Source organism: Leuconostoc sp. C5 (assembly GCF_056530425.1).
This window is the reverse complement of sequence record NZ_CP134351.1, coordinates 395420-413805: the sequence shown is the minus strand read 5'-3', so window position 1 is coordinate 413805 and position 18386 is coordinate 395420. Positions and strand designations below refer to the sequence as shown.

Annotated in this window: 16 protein-coding genes and 1 other annotated feature; all 16 genes read right to left on the bottom strand. The window is 38.0% G+C overall.

The window, feature by feature from the left end; genetic code table 11:
* Position 1: 1 nt before the first annotated feature.
* The 16 genes from RHP56_RS02240 to RHP56_RS02165 all read right to left on the bottom strand — a co-directional run bounded on the left by RHP56_RS02240 (position 2) and on the right by RHP56_RS02165 (position 18359).
* The gene (locus tag RHP56_RS02240) at positions 2–1144 is read right to left on the bottom strand and encodes a serine hydrolase domain-containing protein (protein ID WP_011679299.1); all 1143 of its coding nucleotides are present in this window, start codon (positions 1142–1144) and stop codon (positions 2–4) included.
* A gap of 23 nt (positions 1145–1167) precedes the next feature.
* On the bottom strand, positions 1168–2496 hold the full coding sequence (locus tag RHP56_RS02235; protein WP_102753348.1) for a UDP-N-acetylmuramoyl-tripeptide--D-alanyl-D-alanine ligase: 1329 nt from the start codon (positions 2494–2496) through the stop codon (positions 1168–1170).
* 1 nt (position 2497) lies between these two features.
* Positions 2498–3889: a 23S rRNA (uracil(1939)-C(5))-methyltransferase RlmD gene (rlmD, locus tag RHP56_RS02230; protein WP_102753349.1), complete on the bottom strand. Its 1392-nt coding sequence runs from the start codon at positions 3887–3889 to the stop codon at positions 2498–2500.
* Between the two features lie 39 nt (positions 3890–3928).
* On the bottom strand, positions 3929–4195 hold the full coding sequence (locus RHP56_RS02225) for a type B 50S ribosomal protein L31 (protein WP_004164650.1): 267 nt from the start codon (positions 4193–4195) through the stop codon (positions 3929–3931).
* 92 nt (positions 4196–4287) lie between these two features.
* Positions 4288–5574: a UDP-N-acetylglucosamine 1-carboxyvinyltransferase gene (locus RHP56_RS02220; RefSeq protein ID WP_011679296.1), complete on the bottom strand. Its 1287-nt coding sequence runs from the start codon at positions 5572–5574 to the stop codon at positions 4288–4290.
* 80 nt (positions 5575–5654) lie between these two features.
* Complete coding sequence (gene pheT, locus RHP56_RS02215) at positions 5655–8111, bottom strand: phenylalanine--tRNA ligase subunit beta (protein WP_102753350.1); 2457 nt, start codon at positions 8109–8111, stop codon at positions 5655–5657.
* A gap of 2 nt (positions 8112–8113) precedes the next feature.
* Complete coding sequence (gene pheS / locus RHP56_RS02210) at positions 8114–9163, bottom strand: phenylalanine--tRNA ligase subunit alpha (protein ID WP_025267790.1); 1050 nt, start codon at positions 9161–9163, stop codon at positions 8114–8116.
* Positions 9164–9262: 99 nt separating this feature from the next.
* Positions 9263–9456, bottom strand: a binding site (T-box leader).
* Between the two features lie 10 nt (positions 9457–9466).
* Positions 9467–9835, bottom strand: coding sequence for a winged helix-turn-helix transcriptional regulator (locus RHP56_RS02205; RefSeq protein WP_102753351.1), 369 nt, complete (start codon positions 9833–9835; stop codon positions 9467–9469).
* Positions 9836–9854: 19 nt separating this feature from the next.
* The gene (locus RHP56_RS02200) at positions 9855–10784 is read right to left on the bottom strand and encodes a phosphoglycerate dehydrogenase (protein ID WP_102753352.1); all 930 of its coding nucleotides are present in this window, start codon (positions 10782–10784) and stop codon (positions 9855–9857) included.
* Positions 10784–11224, bottom strand: a complete 441-nt coding sequence (locus RHP56_RS02195) for a nucleoside 2-deoxyribosyltransferase (protein WP_004164656.1) — start codon at positions 11222–11224, stop codon at positions 10784–10786. The genes RHP56_RS02200 and RHP56_RS02195 overlap by 1 nt, the downstream gene beginning before the upstream one ends.
* Positions 11225–11240: 16 nt before the next feature.
* Entirely contained in the window at positions 11241–11630 is a 390-nt protein-coding gene (locus RHP56_RS02190) for a cytidine deaminase (protein ID WP_011679291.1), read from the bottom strand.
* Between the two features lie 110 nt (positions 11631–11740).
* The gene (gene pepF / locus RHP56_RS02185) at positions 11741–13534 is read right to left on the bottom strand and encodes an oligoendopeptidase F (RefSeq protein ID WP_102753353.1); all 1794 of its coding nucleotides are present in this window, start codon (positions 13532–13534) and stop codon (positions 11741–11743) included.
* Between the two features lie 57 nt (positions 13535–13591).
* Positions 13592–14614, bottom strand: coding sequence for a competence protein CoiA (locus tag RHP56_RS02180; protein ID WP_102753354.1), 1023 nt, complete (start codon positions 14612–14614; stop codon positions 13592–13594).
* A gap of 41 nt (positions 14615–14655) precedes the next feature.
* The gene (locus RHP56_RS02175) at positions 14656–16101 is read right to left on the bottom strand and encodes an ABC transporter substrate-binding protein/permease (RefSeq protein ID WP_102753355.1); all 1446 of its coding nucleotides are present in this window, start codon (positions 16099–16101) and stop codon (positions 14656–14658) included.
* 66 nt (positions 16102–16167) lie between these two features.
* Positions 16168–16920, bottom strand: coding sequence for an amino acid ABC transporter ATP-binding protein (locus tag RHP56_RS02170; protein WP_011679288.1), 753 nt, complete (start codon positions 16918–16920; stop codon positions 16168–16170).
* Positions 16917–18359, bottom strand: coding sequence for an ABC transporter substrate-binding protein/permease (locus RHP56_RS02165; protein ID WP_011679287.1), 1443 nt, complete (start codon positions 18357–18359; stop codon positions 16917–16919). Before RHP56_RS02165 ends, RHP56_RS02170 begins: the two co-directional genes overlap by 4 nt.
* Between the last annotated feature and the right edge of the window lie 27 nt (positions 18360–18386).

The following is an 18386-nucleotide window of genomic DNA, read 5'->3' as shown; positions in this document are numbered from 1 at the left end:
ATTACTTTGTTGGAATGGCAGTCATTTTTGTAAATAATTCTCTGGCTAATGGTTGAAAACTGTGATTCTTATAATATTGATTACTAAGCAATATTACCGCATCTTGTCCATTATTTCTTATAACAACCGTGGGTTCAAATCCTGGCAAAATGCCGTGAGCATTAAGGTATTTCCCCTCGTGATACATTCCAGCAGCATAAGTCTCACCGGTTCGTGTTTGCCATAACTGACTGGGATGTTTAATGATAACTTTATCAATCATTAATCGATAAAAGTGATACAATTCTCCAGTTGTCATGGCAACATTTCCGGTGCCAGTTTCACGGTTGTATGCCACTTGATTTTCACTATAAGCTTTATCGTAACTATTATCATACCCAATAGAACGATGTTTGGAATTGATGAAATCTTGGTAATTTCTCACATTTAAATGATAAGTATTATTGAATACTTGGTTCAACAATACGGCAAACGTTTTATTAGTGAGCTTCATCAAAATACCTGCTAACAAACGATAATTGACCGGCTGGTAAGACCAACCGATTCCAGTACCAGGTTCACCAATTTTAACAGCATGAACAGCAGAAAAATCAATGTTATCTTCTTCGGACTCAAATGTCGTCGGTTGAATACGTTGACTTAAACCACTAGTCATGGTGATTAAATCGCTAATCGTAATACGATTAGCATTCACCACATTCGGATAATAATCACTCAGCTTGGTATCAAATGACAGTTTACCAGATTCTATTTGCTGCATTATTAATACAGCAGTCATGGATTTTTCAATTGAGGCAAGCTGAAAAAGTGTTGAGGCATCGTTATCACGATGCATTTTTTCATCTGCCTCACCATAGCCTTTTTGCAAAATAATTTCATTATGGTGCACAATCAGCGCTGTACCTATATAGTTTTCCGACTGAAGTTTTTTATCCAATGTCTCAGCAAATTTATTTTGTGGCGAGATATTGCTTTTTAGTGCTGACATACTGTTAGCACTATACTTATCATCAACGATTGGATTAATCGTATATTGACCGTTATTCAACTGATTCGGCCATAACACTAATCCCATGGTACAAACTAATATTAAGAACACAGACCATTTTCTGATCTTAAATTGTTGCTTCTGACTGCGTTTCATTTTGTGCCCCTCAACACATAAAACTATTTTACCAATGCGTTAACAACGTTCTCAAGATGAATCCCATGACTTGCTTTTAACAAAATCACGTCCCCGTTTTCACCTAACGTCTGTAAATCTTTGATTAATTCGGCTAACTGATCTGTTTCATATTGGTGCAAGTGCGCTGAATCAAAGCGTCGTTGCAAGATTGGATATAGATATTTATTCATCAATGGCCCAACCAAGTAAACGCCATCAACATTCGCATTTATCACCGTTTCTGCCAGACAAGCGTGCAAGCTTGCAGCCTGTTCGCCTAATTCTAACATATCACCCAACACAACATACTTGTGTGTGGCCGGTATAATTTTTAATGTTGCCAAGACAGCAGCAACAGCCGTTGGATTTGAGTTATAAACATCGCTAATTAAGTTCACGCCGTGAGATGTGGTGAGCTGTTCTGTGCGATTTTTTGTCAAATCAAAATGCTGAAGCGCTTCTGCAGCGTTTTTTAATTCAATATGTAATAAGATACCCGCTGAAATCGCTGCGAGCGCATTCATTATATTATACCGACCCAACAGTGGAATAGCAAATCGAGTATTTTGATAAGTAAAAATTGTCTTGGAGGATGACGAATTAATATCTTTAATATTTTGTCCAAAGGTTTGCACATTTTGTTTAACTTGTGCATTTGTCAGAAGAGGTTCATCGTAAGGAATCAATAATGTTCCTTGTGATTTGAGACCTTTAGTAATTTCGAGTTTTGCCTTAGCGATATTTTCACGTGTTTTGAAAAACTCAATATGCGCCTCTCCAATCATAGTAATGATGGCAATGTCTGGACTCACTAACTCAGATAATGTCGTCAATTGACCAGGTCGATCCATACCTAATTCTACCACTAACACTTCTGTATCATCTGGCATGGTAAGCAACGTCAAAGGAACACCAATTTCATTGTTAAAGTTTTCAGGTGTTTTAAAGGTTTTGTATTGAGAACCCATTATTGCCGAAGTCATATCTTTTGTTGTTGTTTTACCATTTGAACCAGTAATAGCAACAACTTTAGGATTAATTTGGTGACGACGATATTCTCCCAATTGCTGAAAAGCTAACAATGTGTCTGATACAATAATAGCTGGAATTTTTGAATCTATTTGGTGCCTGTCGTCCACTAAAACGGCTGTGGCCCCTTTTGTCAACGCCTGTTGCACATAATCATGCCCATCGTTTTCAGCAACCAGAGCAACAAATAAATCTCCAGATTTAACTTTACGAGAATCAAAAGACACACCAGTAACTATTTTGGAATCTATTTGTGTTGTCGCATTTAATATCTGACCTATCTTTTTTACTGAGTAATTCATTTTAATCCTTTCGGAACACTGTAATACTTTCGACGTGAGAAGTCTGTGGAAATTGATCCACTGGTAAGACCGAACCATCAATATGATACCCATTTTCAATAATCTCAACGGCATCACGACTCAAAGTTACTGGATTGCAGCTAATATATACTATTTTTTCTGGTGACATATCAGTTGTGGCGTTAATGAGAGAAGTCGTTAAGCCACGTCTCGGTGGATCAACGAAAACAACATCTGGCTTCAAACCTTGTTCTTGCCACTTTTTAAATTGCACAGGTGCATCAGCCAAAATATATTCGGCATTAGAAATATTGTTGACCTGTAAATTCAATTGTGCATCAGCAACTGCACCAGGAACAACTTCAACACCAAGTACTTTTTTAACCCGACTAGCAACGCTAATTCCAATAGTCCCAATACCTGAGTAAGCATCAATAACAGTGTCTGTCGGCTTCAAATCCGCTTTTTGGGCAGCTAAATCATATAGAACTTCGGTGGTTTGCGGATTAACTTGATAAAACGAATTAGGACCAATAATGAACTCATACCCAAGCAAAGTATCATAAATTGCTTTCTCGCCCCATAGTATTCGATTATTTGGACTTAACAAAACGTAGTCTTTTTTGGGACTATAGTTCAAAATCAAGCTTTTTAATTCTGTCAGCTGGTTTCGGATATCAGCAGTAATTTCTGTTTCGTGCGAAATGACTTCTTCGTTTGAAACCAATACGACCATTAATTCATGAGAATAATAGCCACGACGTATCATTATATAACGAATCGCACCACGTTCCAAATCAGGATCAAATGCTGTGACATCATACTTCTCCAAAATATTTCGAACCACAATAATTGCCTGATCAATTTCTGCATCGTTAACAAAATAATCATCCATGGGTACTAAATCATGAGTCCCCCTCTTGTAAAACCCGCTAGTCAAATGATCATTCTGCCATTTCACTGGCACAATAGTCTTATTACGATAGTATGTTGGATTGTCCATCCCAATCGTTCGGTCAACTGACACACCAATATGCTGTTCTTCAAACAGTCTCTTCACTTGGGCTTGTTTTAGTTCAAGTTGTGCCTCATATTTCAAGTTCACTAATGGTGCTGTACCGGCATCAATCAAATACTGCCGGTCACTATTTTGACGTTTATCTGAACTTTCCAACCAATCAAGAACTTTAGCATAGCCAGAAAATTTGTCTACTTGAGTTACCAGTAAATGCACCTTTTCTCCTGGTAATGCATCAGCAACATACAACGGATACTTTGCTGTGACATAAACAATGCCCATACCATCAATCCGAATATCATCGACGACAACGATCAACTCTTGATTTAATTTTACTGGTAAAACTGTGCGTGCGATAATTTTCACCTCATACATAAAAAGCATTCACTAAAGTGAACGCTTCTAAAAGAACAATTACTTGTCTTCGTTGTTCTTGAAACCAAATCCAGCAAACTTCTTGTTGAACTTGTCGACCGCACCATCGGCTTGCGTAAACTTTTGCTTACCTGTGTAGAATGGGTGTGAATCAGATGTAATATCCATACGAATTGCTGGATATTCTTTACCTTCAAAATCAGTTGTGTCATTTGATGTTACAGTTGAAGCTGACAAGAACTTCTTTCCTGTTGAAGCATCAATGAAAACAACTTGACGATAATCTGGGTGGATTTCTGCTTGCATTGTTCATTTCTCCTTAGCGCCCTGAGTCTCGTGACCCAGAGTCAGTTATTAACTAAACTAGTATACCAAATATTAATTCGTAACGCAATACATTATGGCATTAGATTGATAAGGTCGATGCCTTCAATATTAATGTCGGCACCTAAACTTGTTAACTTCTCTTGAATACGATCATATCCACGTAAAATATGATCGGCATTGTTAATGATCGTCTCACCATCAGCCATAATTGCTGCAATGACTAATGCTGCTCCTGCGCGAATTTCTGCAGCCTCAACATCCGTACCAACCAAGCGCGGTGACTGATTAATTTTAATTTCGCCCGGCTTAGCTGAAGCAATATCACCACCCATACGACGTAATTCAGCAATATGCTTCACTCGTTTTGGATAAATGGTATCAATAATAGTACTTTCACCCTGAGCTATTAGCAGTAAAGGAGTGATAGGTTGTTGCAAGTCAGTAGCAAAACCAGGGTACGGCATCGTTTTGATGGCGACCGGTTTTAATGCATCTGATTTGTATACATGAACTGCATCTTCACCAATATCAAGGTTAACACCCATTTCAATTAGTTTTGATGTATATGATTCTAAGTGTTCTGGAATAACATTTTTTATTGTCACGCCATCCCCATATGCTGCTGCCATACTCATGTATGTTCCAGCTTCAATCCGATCAGGAATAACAGTGTGCGTATTGCGTGCCTTCAAAGTCGGTACGCCAGCAATACGAATAGTATCTGTTCCCGCACCACGAATGTTAGCGCCCATGTTGTTCAAAAATGTTGCAATATCAATGATTTCAGGTTCTCGTGCAGCATTTTCAATAACTGTTTGGCCTTTTGCACGAACCGCAGCCAAAACGATATTAATAGTAGCACCGACAGATACAGTATCTAAAGCGATACGCGCACCAATTAGACCATGATCCGTTGCATCAATATGAATAATATCATTGCTTTCAGTCACCACGGCACCTAGCGCTTCAAACCCCTTAATATGCTGATCAATAGGGCGTCTGCCTAAATTATCACCACCAGGGAAAGTCACTGTTGCACGGCCAAACCGGCCAAGTAATGCACCCATAAAATAATATGAAGCGCGTAATGACTTAATAGCGCCACTGGGCAAATCACTTTCTTCAATGCGTGTTGGATCAATATCCAACACCCCATTTTCAAACTTAGACGTCACATTCATTGCTTGCAAAATCAATTGCAGGTTTTTAACATCTAGAATTTGTGGTACCGTATCAAATTTCACCGGTGTATCAGCTAAAATGGCCGCCGGGATTAATGCTACTGTTGAATTTTTAGCGCCACCAATTGTGACTTCTCCACGTATGCGTTTACCGCCGTGTACGATTATTTTTGCCATGAAATTATCCTATAACTTTATAGTCTGCAACCCATTATATCGTATTTACAATGACAACTCAAATAACATTAGAAAAATAATTAGCGTATTTCTACATTAAATTTAGATTGTAATTCACTCATAATATGTTCAAAATCGGAATTCACATCAGTTTCTAGCAACGTGCCATCACTATCTTGATAAGTTAACGTGTAAGCAAGTGATTTTTTGCTTTCTGGCAGATTGTTACCTGTATAAACATCAAACAAAGTCACATCAACTAAGTGCTCCCCTGCTGTCTCTACAATTGTTGCACTAATTTCACTATTTGTTGTCGCCTGATCAACTAATAATGCGGCATCTCGACTAATTTGTGGAAAACGTGAAATAGGATTAAATTGAATACTATCTGTCACATGATTAAATACAGTAAATAAATTAAGTTCAAACCCAAATACTGGCGCTGATTTTTGCTTTTTTGTAATCTTGGGATGAATTTGACCAACAAATCCGACATATTGTTCTCCAATATAAATATCAGCCGTTTGACCTGGGTGCATACTTTCATGGCGTTCTGTCGCAACATAACGGACGTTATCGACACCAATCTGATCTAAATAATTTTCTACAATTCCTTTGATATCATAAAAATCAACGGCTTTTTCTTGCTTAGATTCTTGCCATGATGATTTTTGTAAATTACCAGTTACTACTCCCGCTATATGCTCAATTTCTTTTGGTTGCTCATTAGGTTCATTAGCAATGAACACTCGACCTTGTTCATATAACGCAACGTTAGGTACAAAATGGCTCACATTATAACTGACATCATCTAATAATCCTGCTAATAAATTTTGGCGAGCCGTTGTACGGTCAGAGCTCATAGGATAGTTTAATGTTACAACACCATCTGCTTTATTTTCAGCAAATAACTGGGCTTTTTCACTCGTTGTTAGCACATATGAAATTGCTTGATTTAATCCCAAGCTTTCCATAATATGCCGACTAGCACGGATTTGACGTTGCTCTCTAGACAATTTACCAGACGTTGTAGGACCGTAGGGCAATGTAACTGGTAAGTTATCATAACCATACAAACGTGCTACTTCTTCAATTAAATCGGCCTCAATAGAAATATCAGCACGACGTGCTGGCACATCAACAACAATTTTTTCATCATTTTTTTCATAAACAAAGTTCAGCTTATCAAAAATGTTAGCAATTTCATCTGTTTCTAATGATGTACCCAAAATATTATTTACCCGTTGTATTGACAATGACAATCGGATATCTTTACGAACATCATCAGCGGCAACAATTTGGCCACGTGCTACTTGACCGTCTGCTAATTCATCTACTAAACTAGCTGCATGATCCAAGGCATTAAGTGTTTCATCCCAGTTTAATCCACGCTCAAAGCGTGATGATGCCTCAGAATGCAAATTATGGCGTCTTGCAGTTGCTCGAACCAAACTTGGGTTAAATATGGCACTTTCAATCACAATATTTTTTGTATTATTATCGATTTCAGAACCCATGCCACCCATGACACCAGCTAACATCAATCCTTCTGATTCATCAGCAATGACAATGTCTTCACCGGATCGCAATGATCGCTCTTCACCATCGAGGGTTACCAACTTTTCGCCATCTTTCGCACGGCGTACGTAAATATCTGAACCATTTAACTTGTCCAAATCAAATGCATGTAGTGGTTGCCCATAGGTTAACATCATATAATTAGTGATATCAACGATATTGTTGATTGGACGCATACCGGCATTCCACAGGCGCTTTTGTAACCACAAGGGAGAATCCTTTATAGTGACGTTGTTTACAACGCGCAACGCATACTTTGAAACTAGTTCTTGATCATCAATTTGAACAGAAACTTGACTATCTGCTGTTTGTTCGTACTCGACCAGTTCAAATGATGGCAGAGTAACCGGCTTATTTAACATCGCCCCAAATTCATAGGCTGTACCGATCATTGATAGCATATCTGCTCGATTAGGCGTTAAGTCAGTATCTAATACCGGCTCATCCATTCCCAAAGCTACAAGCGCATCATCTCCAGGTTTAACATCATCAGTTTCATTAAAAACATAAATCCCTGCTTCAAACGCTTTGGGGGCAATTTTGTCACTGAAGCCAATTTCCTGTAGTGCAACTAACATGCCATAAGAGAATTCTCCACGTAATTTAACTGCATTTAGTTCAATTAGCTCACCATTTTCACGGTTAATAATATGTGCACCAACTTTAGCTAAAATAACCATTTGTCCTTCGGCTACGTTAGGCGCTCCTGTGACAATTTGTATTGGTTCTGGCTCACCAGCCTCAACCTGAGTAATAACCATGTGGTCAGAATCTGGGTGTGGAATTACTGATAATATTTTAGCTACTACAAGACCGTTTTGCCCTGAAGCAATCGTTGTATTACTGTCGATTTCTACACTTGTACGCTCTACTTTTTCCGCTAAATCACTCACTGATTTTGGGTGCAAGTCAATTGCATTATCCAAATATTCATTTATCCATGTTAAGCTTGTTTTCATAATCAGTTCCCCTTTCGATTGAATTGTGATAAGAAACGCACATCATTCAAGTAAAATTGGCGGATGTCATCTACGCCATATTTCAACATAGCAAATCGATCTGGTCCTAAGCCGAAGGCGAAAGCTGAATATTTTTCAGGATCAATGCCATCCATTTTTAACACATTTGGGTGTGTCATTCCAGCACCAAGAACTTCAATCCACTCAATGTCTTCTGGATTCATATCTGGTGTAACTTCATTCCAGGAAACATCTACCTCCACAGATGGCTCAGTGAAAGGGAAATAAGAAGGTCGCATGCGAATTTGATGTTTTTCACCAAATAATTCTTGCATAATGGAAAGCAATGTACCTTTTAAGTCAGCCATTGTGATATTTTCGCCAACCACCATGCCCTCAACTTGATGGAACTGATGCGAGTGAGTGGCATCATCCGTGTCACGACGATAGACTTTTCCAGGAGCAATCATTTTCAGTGGTCCCTTTGAAAAATCATGTTTTTCAAGCGATCGAGATTGAACTGGAGATGTTTGCGTACGCAATAAAATTTCTGGCGTAATGTAAAATGTATCTTGCATATCGCGAGCAGGATGATCCTTAGGCAAATTTTCACGTTCAAAGTTATATTCATCAGTCTCAACTTCTGGTGAATCAACTGTATCATCGATTATTTCAAACCCAAGGCCCAAGAAATGCTGTTCAATTTCGTCAATAATTTGTTGTAAAACGTGTGGTTGTCCCACCTGATGCGCGCTACCCGGCAGAGTAACATCAATTTTTTCTGCCAATAACTGTTGATTTAAAGCATATTCTTCTTGCGCTTGTTTTTTTTGTTTCAATAACTCTGTGATAGTTTGACGAACATCATTACCAACTTCACCAACCATTTTACGATTTTCTGCGGCGACATCCTTCATCCCCTTCAGCAAACCTGTTAACTCACCCTTTTTTCCTAATAACTTCACACGTAATTGCTCAATATCAGCATTTTTATCATTAATTCGTTCTACTGCTGAATTTTTTAAAGCCGTAAGATCTTCAATTAAGCCCATATTTTTTCCTTTCAATATTGTGACCATTAACTTTTATCTTTACCAGTCACCTATACTTTACAAATTAAAAGTCCCATGTAATTCTTCCAAAAAAGAACTACATGGGACGTTAAATACCGTGGTACCACCCAAATTCCTGGATAAATCCAGCTTTGGTGTCCATAACGGAGACAACCGTTGGCGATTAAACCAATACTCCTGACTGAATTTCACCGTATCTTAGCCACGGTCTTTCACTAATCACCGTTCGCTGAGGGCATCAATACAATTACTGGGTCATTCATCGTATGCTTCTTTAGTATATCAAAATTTTGTTGCACTGTCAGGTTCTTCCAGGTTAGCAACGTTATTGAATTGATCTGACCATTCATGAATTGCTGTCATCATAGGTCGCATAGCTTCTCCCGCCTCAGTTAATTTATACTCAATTAAATTGGAATCTTTATAAGTTTGACGAATTACTATGTGTGCAGCCTCTAACTCTTTTAAGCGCTCAACTAACACCCGATCCGAACACCCTGAAACAGCACGTGATATTTCTAAAAACCTTTTGGCGCCACTAATCAGCAATGTTTCAATAATTAGTCCGTTCCATTTACGCCCCAAAAGTTCGAAAGTACAGGTGAAGTTCTTGCACAAAGTATTTTCAGTATTTTTTGTTTTTTTAACCATCATAACCCCCTATTTTTAGTTAATTCACTTGAAATACAGCTCGTTCACCTTCCAAGACACGAACGATATCCTCTGCCGCTTTCAAAGCTACATTATCCATGGCCTCCTTGGAAATCATAGCGACATGTGGTGTAACAAATGCATTAGGCAAGTGTAGTAATGGATTTTCCGCTGTAATTGGTTCTTTTTCAACAACATCTACCCCAGCGCCAGCAATTTCCTCATTAGTTAATGCCTCAACCAATGCCCTCTCATCAACAAGTGCTCCACGTCCGATATTAACTAATACGGCACTCTTTTTCATTTTTCTAAAAACACTCGCATTGATCATATGCTTTGTTTCAGGCGTTGCTGGGAGCGCTGTCACTACAAAATCCGCCTGTTCATATATCTCATCTAGCGTTGCCATGCGACCATTAGTTACCTCATGTTGATGGCGTGCATAAGCCAATACTTTTACATTAAATCCCGTCAACATACGATTAATTTCTTGGCCAATGTGCCCATAGCCAATAATACCAACTGTTTTTCCAGTTAACTCTTGACCGTGATGCGCGGCTAGGTAACGCTTGTTCGCGTTATCAGTAATAGCTTGACGACGCTGATAAAACAGTCGTCCAGCCATCAATATATGCATCATAGCCGTTTCGGCGACCGCAGTTGCATTCGCTCCAGGCGTGTTGGTCACAACAATATCATGTGCACTGGCTGCATCTAAATCAACATTATCATATCCAACGCCGTGACGTGCAACTACCTTGAGATTGGGCATTTTGGACATCAAGCTTTCACCAAATGGATGCATCATAATTAGAATGCCATCAACATCTGCATGCCCCAGAAAATCATCATCTGAGGCCTGATCATTTTTAATCACTTGATATCCCTTGGATTCAAGATAGTTGACAGCTTTTTGAGATGTCATGTTAGCTACTAATACTTTTTTCATTAGAATAGTTCTCCCGTAAATGGTAACTTTGGTGTTTGATCAAAATCATACGTTGCAATGTCGTCCGAATTTGTGATGTAGGCAGTCAGTGATTCTGATAGCATCAAATTCACTGGGAACTTCAATTCATTAAATACAATAATTGGCTTTTTTTGTACCCATGCCATGCCCTGCTCAAAGGCTGTTCCTGAATCGGCGTCATTATCACGATAATCAATAATCGACAAAATAATGTCCGCATCTGTGACATTCTTGATATCACGTTGAAAAACCTCTGCCGCCCATGGTGAGGTGAATTCAGGGTTTTCAGTCTTTTGATGTTTGCGGGGTGAATAATAATCAGTAACAGTTGGATTCGAATCAAGAGCAGCTTCAATACGTTTCACACGATCGATTTGTTCATCTGAAAAAAAAGGTCCTGCAAGATAGATTTGTGACATTATTATTCTTCTTTCTTTATTGTAATGAATTAAAGGATCCCGGCATTAGTTCTGCAATATTTGTTTCAATTTCTTTACCCTGATCGTTAATCAACCAAATCGGCATGTCAGGATCAAAAAACTCCACCATCACTTGTCGACAAGCACCACATGGAGCTATAGGTTCGTCTGTACGCCCTGAAATAACTAACCCATGAAAATGGCGTTGCCCTGCTGCTATAGCTGTAAAAATTGCAGTTCTCTCGGCACAATTGGTTAGACCAAATGATACATTTTCAATATTAACACCTTTGAAAATTTCACCATTTTCGCCGAGTAACGCAGCACCTACAGGAAAATGAGAGTAAGGGGTATATGTATCGTTAAGTGCTTGATTTGCAACGTCGACAAGTTTTCGTGGGGCCATGATCATTTTCTCCTAATATTATTTTAGCAAAAAATCAGCCGCAAGGACTGATTAGTTTTGTTTTTTATATACGTGGTTAACAATTTCTATTTAACCAATAGACAAATATTTTACTTTAACATGATTTTTTCAAACTCATTTAATCGCTCTTCAAACACTTTGAAAGCTTCATTTAAATAGTCCGGTTGACTCATGTTAACGCCAGCTTTTTTGATCACATTTAAAGCATAATCTGAATTACCTGCTTTCAGATAGTTCTTATAATCCTCAGCACCATTTTGTGTTAGTATGCGTTCTGCCAAAGTTGTGGCAGCAGCTTCGCCTGTCGAATATTGATAAACATAGAAATTGTAATAAAAATGTGGAATACGTGCCCATTCATAAGCAATAGCTTCATCTGGAAATAAGTCCGATCCATAAAACTTTTGATTCAACGATCCATAGAATGTACTCATCTCATCAGCTGTCAAAGCAACTCCAGCCGCACTTTGTTCATGAATCCATTGCTCAAACTCAGCAAATTGAGTTTGGCGGAAAACTGTTCCTTTGAATCCATCTAGATACTGGTTCAATACGTAGGCCTGAAACTTGGGATCATCATTTGTCTTTAGCAAATAATCCGTTAATAATCCCTCATTAGTAGTTGAAGCAATTTCAGCTAAAAATATTGGATAATCACCATAATGATACTCTTGATTATGGCGTGTAAAGTATGAATGAACCGAATGTCCCATTTCATGAGCCAACGTATAAACATTATTCAAATTGTTCTGCCAGTTAAGCAAAATGAATGGTTTTGTATCATACGAACCGCTTGAATAAGCGCCAGTACGCTTCCCCTTATTTTCAACCACATCAATCCATCGTTCATCAAAAGCCTTTTGAACAATAGCGATGTAATCCTCGCCTAACGGTGCCAAAGCCGCCAAAACAATGTCTTTTGCCTTTTCATATGTTACTTCAAAATTAATTTCATCAACAAGTGGTACATATAAATCGTAAGAGTGTACATCGTCAACATTAAGAATTTTTTTACGTAATGATACAAAACGGTGTAGTAATGGCAGATTGGCATCAACTGTTTTGGTTAATGTTTCAAAAACTGACTCAGGAATATCATTGGCTGTTACAGCAGCTTGACGAGCTGAATCATAGTGACGAGTTTTAGCCAAAAAGTTATGTCCCTTGACATGTGAAGATAACGTTGAGGCAAATGTATTTTGCAAAGCAATATAACTATCATAAAGCGTTGTGAACGCTTCCTCACGCAATGAACGATCTTTAGACTCCAACAACAATGAATAGAGTCCATTTGTCAATGGCACAATTTCACCTGTTTCAGTATGGACATCACCAAAAACAATATCTGAATTATCCAATGCACCAAAAGTCTGTTCAGAAGCATTAAAGATGTCGCTTGCTCCTGCTAGTAAGGCTTCCTGTTCTGCAGGTAGCGTATGCGGTTTACGAGCTTTTAAAACGTCAAAGAAGTGTGCATATTTTTTCAAACCAGCTGTCGCTAAGTATGCATCTAGTGTCTCGTTTGACAATGCTAACACTTCAGGCTGGAAGAAAGCTGTATTCGCACTTAATTCAGCATATAAGCCTTGAACACGAGCATTATATGCACTATACTTTTGATTAGTTGTATCTTGATCATAAATTTGATGAGCATATACGTAGACTTTTTCGAATTGACGTTCTACTGCTAAATCTGCTTCTAAGGCTTCTTTCAAAACATCCGCAGAATCCCCGACGTGTCCAGCATACTTGCTTAATGCTTGTGCAGACTTTCGTGTCTCATTAAAAGCGGTTTCCCAAGCTTCATCTGTCGGAAAAATTGAGGATAGATCCCATGTAAGATTTTCTGGTACTTGATTACGTAATAGTTGTTTTTCAGACATAATTATTTAATTTGCGATCAAACGCATACTCCTTATCATTCAGTACTAATCATTTTATCATATTTTCACTATACTTTGTTGACGCGCATTTTTCCACTGTGGCAGACGCCTCACTAATATGTAGTTCTCTTGCTGCAAGATGTAATCATGTACTTCGAGATCATGGTATAATTCTGCAATTTGTTGTCGCTTAAATGTATTATTACCTAACAAAAAAGGGATTAGCTTAACTGTTAATTCTGCCTTTTTCACAACATTTTGTTGACCTATTTTTTCTAAAAATAGAATAGTAATCAAGCGCCAATACCAATTAGGCACCTTAAGCCCAAAGGTATTTCCACCATGTACCCACACGGGCACATCCATTAGCAGCCGATTCTTTTTGTATAGATAATCAACCAACTTAGGATCGACTCGCTGCTGTAGAATTAAGCTCTGCAGTTTATAGATTTGTTTTGGAATATTTAATCTCGTTCTTTGTTTTGGAACTTTTGCATTAAATAATGTTGTATCTATTTTATCAACAAAAAGTACACGTGAAAAATCTGGTTTTCTAAAATGCTGCCGATGTACAAAATATTGTTTATCAGGCAAATAGAAAACCAATGCATTATCAGCCATGAATTTCATAATTGTTCCTTGTGTCATTGTTCTATTAAAATAAGTTTGCCCTAAAATCCAAATAACATGAATATTTTCAGCGAAATATCCTTTATTTCTCATGTCGAGTTTTTTTTGCGATATGGGACTGCACTGATACTCGATAGCTATTCTTTTATGGTTATGTATTAGTAGTATATCTGGTCGCTGTTGAATTTCTGGCAAAACTGCTTCAATTTGCACATCACCATAATACTGTAGTTTAGACGCGAGTTGCAATTTTCCAGACAAATGTTGCATCGATTCGTTTTCAGTAAAAGTCACGCATGCCGCACCAGCACAATGGGAAAAATGTTTTTGTTTGACTTCCCCATTCTTTAAAATAACTTTTTCATGGCATCCAGGGCAAAAGTAATTATTTCTTTTATTTGCTTCGTCGGCCCGCACATATTTCTTGTTACTATCACATGCAATAATCATAAAACACCTCTAATTCATCATACGAATTAGAGGTGTCCTTATCACTGTATTTTCTTTTGAGCCCAGTTACTCAACCATGTGAGTAATGTAATAATTATCAAATAAATAATAGCGATGATTGCCCAAACACGAAAACCTTGTGAATTTCGCGCCACGATCAATGTTCCAGTTTGTGTTAACTCTAAAATACCGATGGCTGACAAGATTGAGGTATCTTTCAACGTGATGATAAATTGATTAATGAAACTTGGTACCATAATCTTCAATCCTTGTGGCATGATGACCTTACGCATCGAACGATTATAAGTGAACCCTAGACTTCGTGCTGCCTCCATCTGACCTTTATCAACGGCTTCAAAGCCACCACGTACAAAGGCCCCTGTATAAGCACCTTCATTTAAGATTAAGGTAATTAGTCCCGCTGTAAAGGCGGGTATCTTTGTTCCAATCACTCCTGGCAAGCCAATATAAATGAAGAATGCCAATACCATCAATGGCAAACCACGGAAAATATAAATAAGTGTTGTTGACAAACCACGAACTGCGCTGTTTTGACTAACACCCATGACTCCTAGAATTACGCCCCAAATTGAGGCTAAAATAATTGCCAATACAGTCAGCTCAATTGTTAACCATAATCCTTTTAGAAATGCACCATCATTGGCTTTTAGGATACCTAGCACTGAATTATTGTTTTTCTTAGAACCAGTAAACGTTGACTGTGTCGCACCAAGATATTTTTTGATAATTTTGTCGTAGGTACCGTCTTTTTTAATTGATGCAAATCCCCTGTTGAAGGATGCCAATAATTCTTTATTTTCGTCTTTTTTAACGAAAAAACCGTATGATCCAGCATTACCTGGATTATTGGCATTCATTACCTTGAGCTTTACACCATTTTTAATAGCATATTGAATGACTGGCATATCCTCGAAAGTGGCAGCAGAGTTACCCACAACGACATCATTATACATCGTATCAGTATCATTAAAATATTTGATGTTAAAACCGTATTTTCTTTGAAGTGACTTACCATATTCAGAGGCAGCTGTGCCCGTTTTCAAAGCTACTGTTTTACCTTTCAAATCCTTCAAAGACTTAATTTCGCTACCTTTTTTTACAATCCAAGCAACACCGGTTTTATAATATGGCGTCGAATTATCATAAACTTCTTTGCGTTCATCTGTAATAGCCATACCGGCAATAATGCCATCCGCTTGACCATTAGCCACTAGTTGCGCCGCTGAGGTAAAGCTCATTGGTTTAAGTGTATAAGTAAAATTTTCTCGTTTAGCAATTTCTTTCAAAATATCTTGATCAATACCAATATAATCGTTGTTCTTATCCTGAAAGTCAAATGGCGGATAAGTGGCATCTGTTGAAATTGTATAGTGTGGTTTATCGGCATGAATGCAATCTGCCGCCAATGAAAAAGATAGTAGTGCTACAACCAGTGTAACAGCAAGGATGAAACCTTTTTTGAACATGTTTTTCCCTCTCAAAAAAAGATGGCATTTTAAGCCATCTTACTTAATTGTTTTTTGTTTACGCTATTATGCATGCATAACTTTGCTCAAGAATTCTTGTAAACGCTCATTTTTTGGTGCATTGAAAACTTGTTCTGGTACACCAGATTCTTGAATCTTACCTGATTCAAAGAACACAACCCGATCCGCCACTTGTTTAGCAAATCCCATTTCGTGTGTCACAATAATCATTGTCATACCTGATCCGGCCAAATTCTTCATAACATCCAAAACATCCCCAACCATTTCTGGATCCAAAGCGGATGTTGGTTCATCGAAGAGCATAATATCTGGCTCCATGGCTAAGGCACGTGCAATAGCAATACGTTGCTTTTGTCCACCAGATAATGAATTCACTGATACATCTGCTTTTTCAGCTAGACCAACCGTTTCCAGTAATTCACGGGCCTTTTTTTCGGCCTTTTCTTTATCCATCTTACCAAGTTCAACAGGTGCCAACATGATATTTTCTAAAACAGTATAGTTATTAAATAAATTGAAGCTTTGGAAAACCATACCAATATTTTCACGAACTTTATTAATATCTGTGCCTTTATGAGAAAGATCGTAGCCATCAACAACGATTGTACCATTGTCAGGCGTTTCTAACTGATTCAACATACGTAAGAATGTTGACTTACCTGAACCAGATGGTCCAATCATTACGACAACTTCATTTTCATTGATATCTAAGGAAATATCACGCAAAACATGGTTCGAACCGTATGATTTATTAACTTTATCGACATGTACTTTAACTTTAGTTTGTGCTTCACTCATGCACGTGTCCTCTTTTCTACCCAATTACTCAACCACGTGAGTAATGTAATAACGACTAAGTATATCACAGCCACAATAGCCCACACACGGAAACCTTGCGAATTACGTGACACAATTAAGGTTCCAGTTTGTGTTAACTCTAAAATACCGATGGCTGACAAGATTGAGGTATCTTTCAACGTGATGATAAATTGGTTAATGAAACTTGGTACCATAATCTTCAATCCTTGTGGCATGATGACCTTACGCATCGAACGATTATAAGTGAACCCTAGACTTCGTGCTGCCTCCATCTGACCTTTATCAACGGCTTCGAAGCCACCACGTACAAAGGCCCCTGTATAAGCACCTTCATTTAAGATTAAGGTAATTAGTCCCGCTGTAAAGGCGGGTATCTTTGTTCCAATCACTCCTGGCAAGCCAATATAAATGAAGAATGCCAATACCATCAATGGCAAACCACGGAAAATATAAATAAGTGTTGTTGACAAACCACGAACTGCGCTGTTTTGACTAACACCCATGACTCCTAGAATTACGCCCCAAATTGAGGCTAAGATAATACCCAAAATCGTTAACAACAATGTTTGCCACAAGCCACGCATGAACGCCCCATTGTTGGCTTTTAAAATACCTAATACTGAGTTATTATCCGACTTTTTACCAGTGAAATCCGATGCTGGTGCACCAAGATATTTTTTGATAATTTTGTCATATGTACCGTCTTTTTTAATTGCTGCATATCCCTTGTTAAAAGAAGCTAAAAGTTGTTTGTTTTGGCCCTTTTTAACGGCGAATCCATACCATCCTGATTCATATGGTGACTTCGCGTTCATAACTTTCAACTTTGTGCCATTTTTAATACTGTATTGCAACACTGGTAAATCACCAAATGTTGCCTGTGCATTATCATTCACAACATCATTGTATAGCGTATCTGAATCATTAAAATAGGTAACCTTGAAGCCATACTGCTTTTGAATTGAAAGTGCGTAATCAGCACCCGCAGTTCCAGTCTTTAAGGCAACGGTTTTCCCTTTTAAATCGCTTAACGATTTGATATTAGATCCTTTTTTTACTGCCCATGCAATACCAGATTTATAATAAGGCGTTCCAAAGTCAAACACTTCTTTTCGTTCGTCAGTAATTGACATACCAGCGATAATCCCATCAGCTTGACCTGATGTGACCGATTGTGTTGCCGCATTGAAGCTCATAGGCTTTAATGTGTACGTGAATCCTTCACGTTTTGCGATAGTTTTCAAGATTTCTTGATCAATACCTGTATATTGATTATTGCTATCTTGAAAATCAAACGGCGGATATGTTGCATCCGTTGTGATGATGTAGTTTGGTTTTGCTGCGCTGACGGTCGTAACAGACGCCATTGCAATGAAACTAACTGCAAGCGTTGTGAGAATTATCCATATTTTTTTCATAATATATTTAGTATAACAAAAAAACGA

Excerpts from the sequence above, each read along its gene's own strand:
- RHP56_RS02240 (WP_011679299.1), bottom strand. The coding sequence starts at position 1,144 with ATGAAACGCAGTCAGAAGCAACAATTTAAGATCAGAAAATGGTCTGTG.
- RHP56_RS02235 (WP_102753348.1), bottom strand. The coding sequence starts at position 2,496 with ATGAATTACTCAGTAAAAAAGATAGGTCAGATATTAAATGCGACAACA.
- rlmD (WP_102753349.1), bottom strand. The coding sequence starts at position 3,889 with ATGTATGAGGTGAAAATTATCGCACGCACAGTTTTACCAGTAAAATTA.
- RHP56_RS02225 (WP_004164650.1), bottom strand. The coding sequence starts at position 4,195 with ATGCAAGCAGAAATCCACCCAGATTATCGTCAAGTTGTTTTCATTGAT.
- RHP56_RS02220 (WP_011679296.1), bottom strand. The coding sequence starts at position 5,574 with ATGGCAAAAATAATCGTACACGGCGGTAAACGCATACGTGGAGAAGTC.
- pheT (WP_102753350.1), bottom strand. The coding sequence starts at position 8,111 with ATGAAAACAAGCTTAACATGGATAAATGAATATTTGGATAATGCAATT.
- pheS (WP_025267790.1), bottom strand. The coding sequence starts at position 9,163 with ATGGGCTTAATTGAAGATCTTACGGCTTTAAAAAATTCAGCAGTAGAA.
- RHP56_RS02205 (WP_102753351.1), bottom strand. The coding sequence starts at position 9,835 with ATGGTTAAAAAAACAAAAAATACTGAAAATACTTTGTGCAAGAACTTC.
- RHP56_RS02200 (WP_102753352.1), bottom strand. The coding sequence starts at position 10,784 with ATGAAAAAAGTATTAGTAGCTAACATGACATCTCAAAAAGCTGTCAAC.
- RHP56_RS02195 (WP_004164656.1), bottom strand. The coding sequence starts at position 11,224 with ATGTCACAAATCTATCTTGCAGGACCTTTTTTTTCAGATGAACAAATC.
- RHP56_RS02190 (WP_011679291.1), bottom strand. The coding sequence starts at position 11,630 with ATGGCCCCACGAAAACTTGTCGACGTTGCAAATCAAGCACTTAACGAT.
- pepF (WP_102753353.1), bottom strand. The coding sequence starts at position 13,534 with ATGTCTGAAAAACAACTATTACGTAATCAAGTACCAGAAAATCTTACA.
- RHP56_RS02180 (WP_102753354.1), bottom strand. The coding sequence starts at position 14,614 with ATGATTATTGCATGTGATAGTAACAAGAAATATGTGCGGGCCGACGAA.
- RHP56_RS02175 (WP_102753355.1), bottom strand. The coding sequence starts at position 16,101 with ATGTTCAAAAAAGGTTTCATCCTTGCTGTTACACTGGTTGTAGCACTA.
- RHP56_RS02170 (WP_011679288.1), bottom strand. The coding sequence starts at position 16,920 with ATGAGTGAAGCACAAACTAAAGTTAAAGTACATGTCGATAAAGTTAAT.
- RHP56_RS02165 (WP_011679287.1), bottom strand. The coding sequence starts at position 18,359 with ATGAAAAAAATATGGATAATTCTCACAACGCTTGCAGTTAGTTTCATT.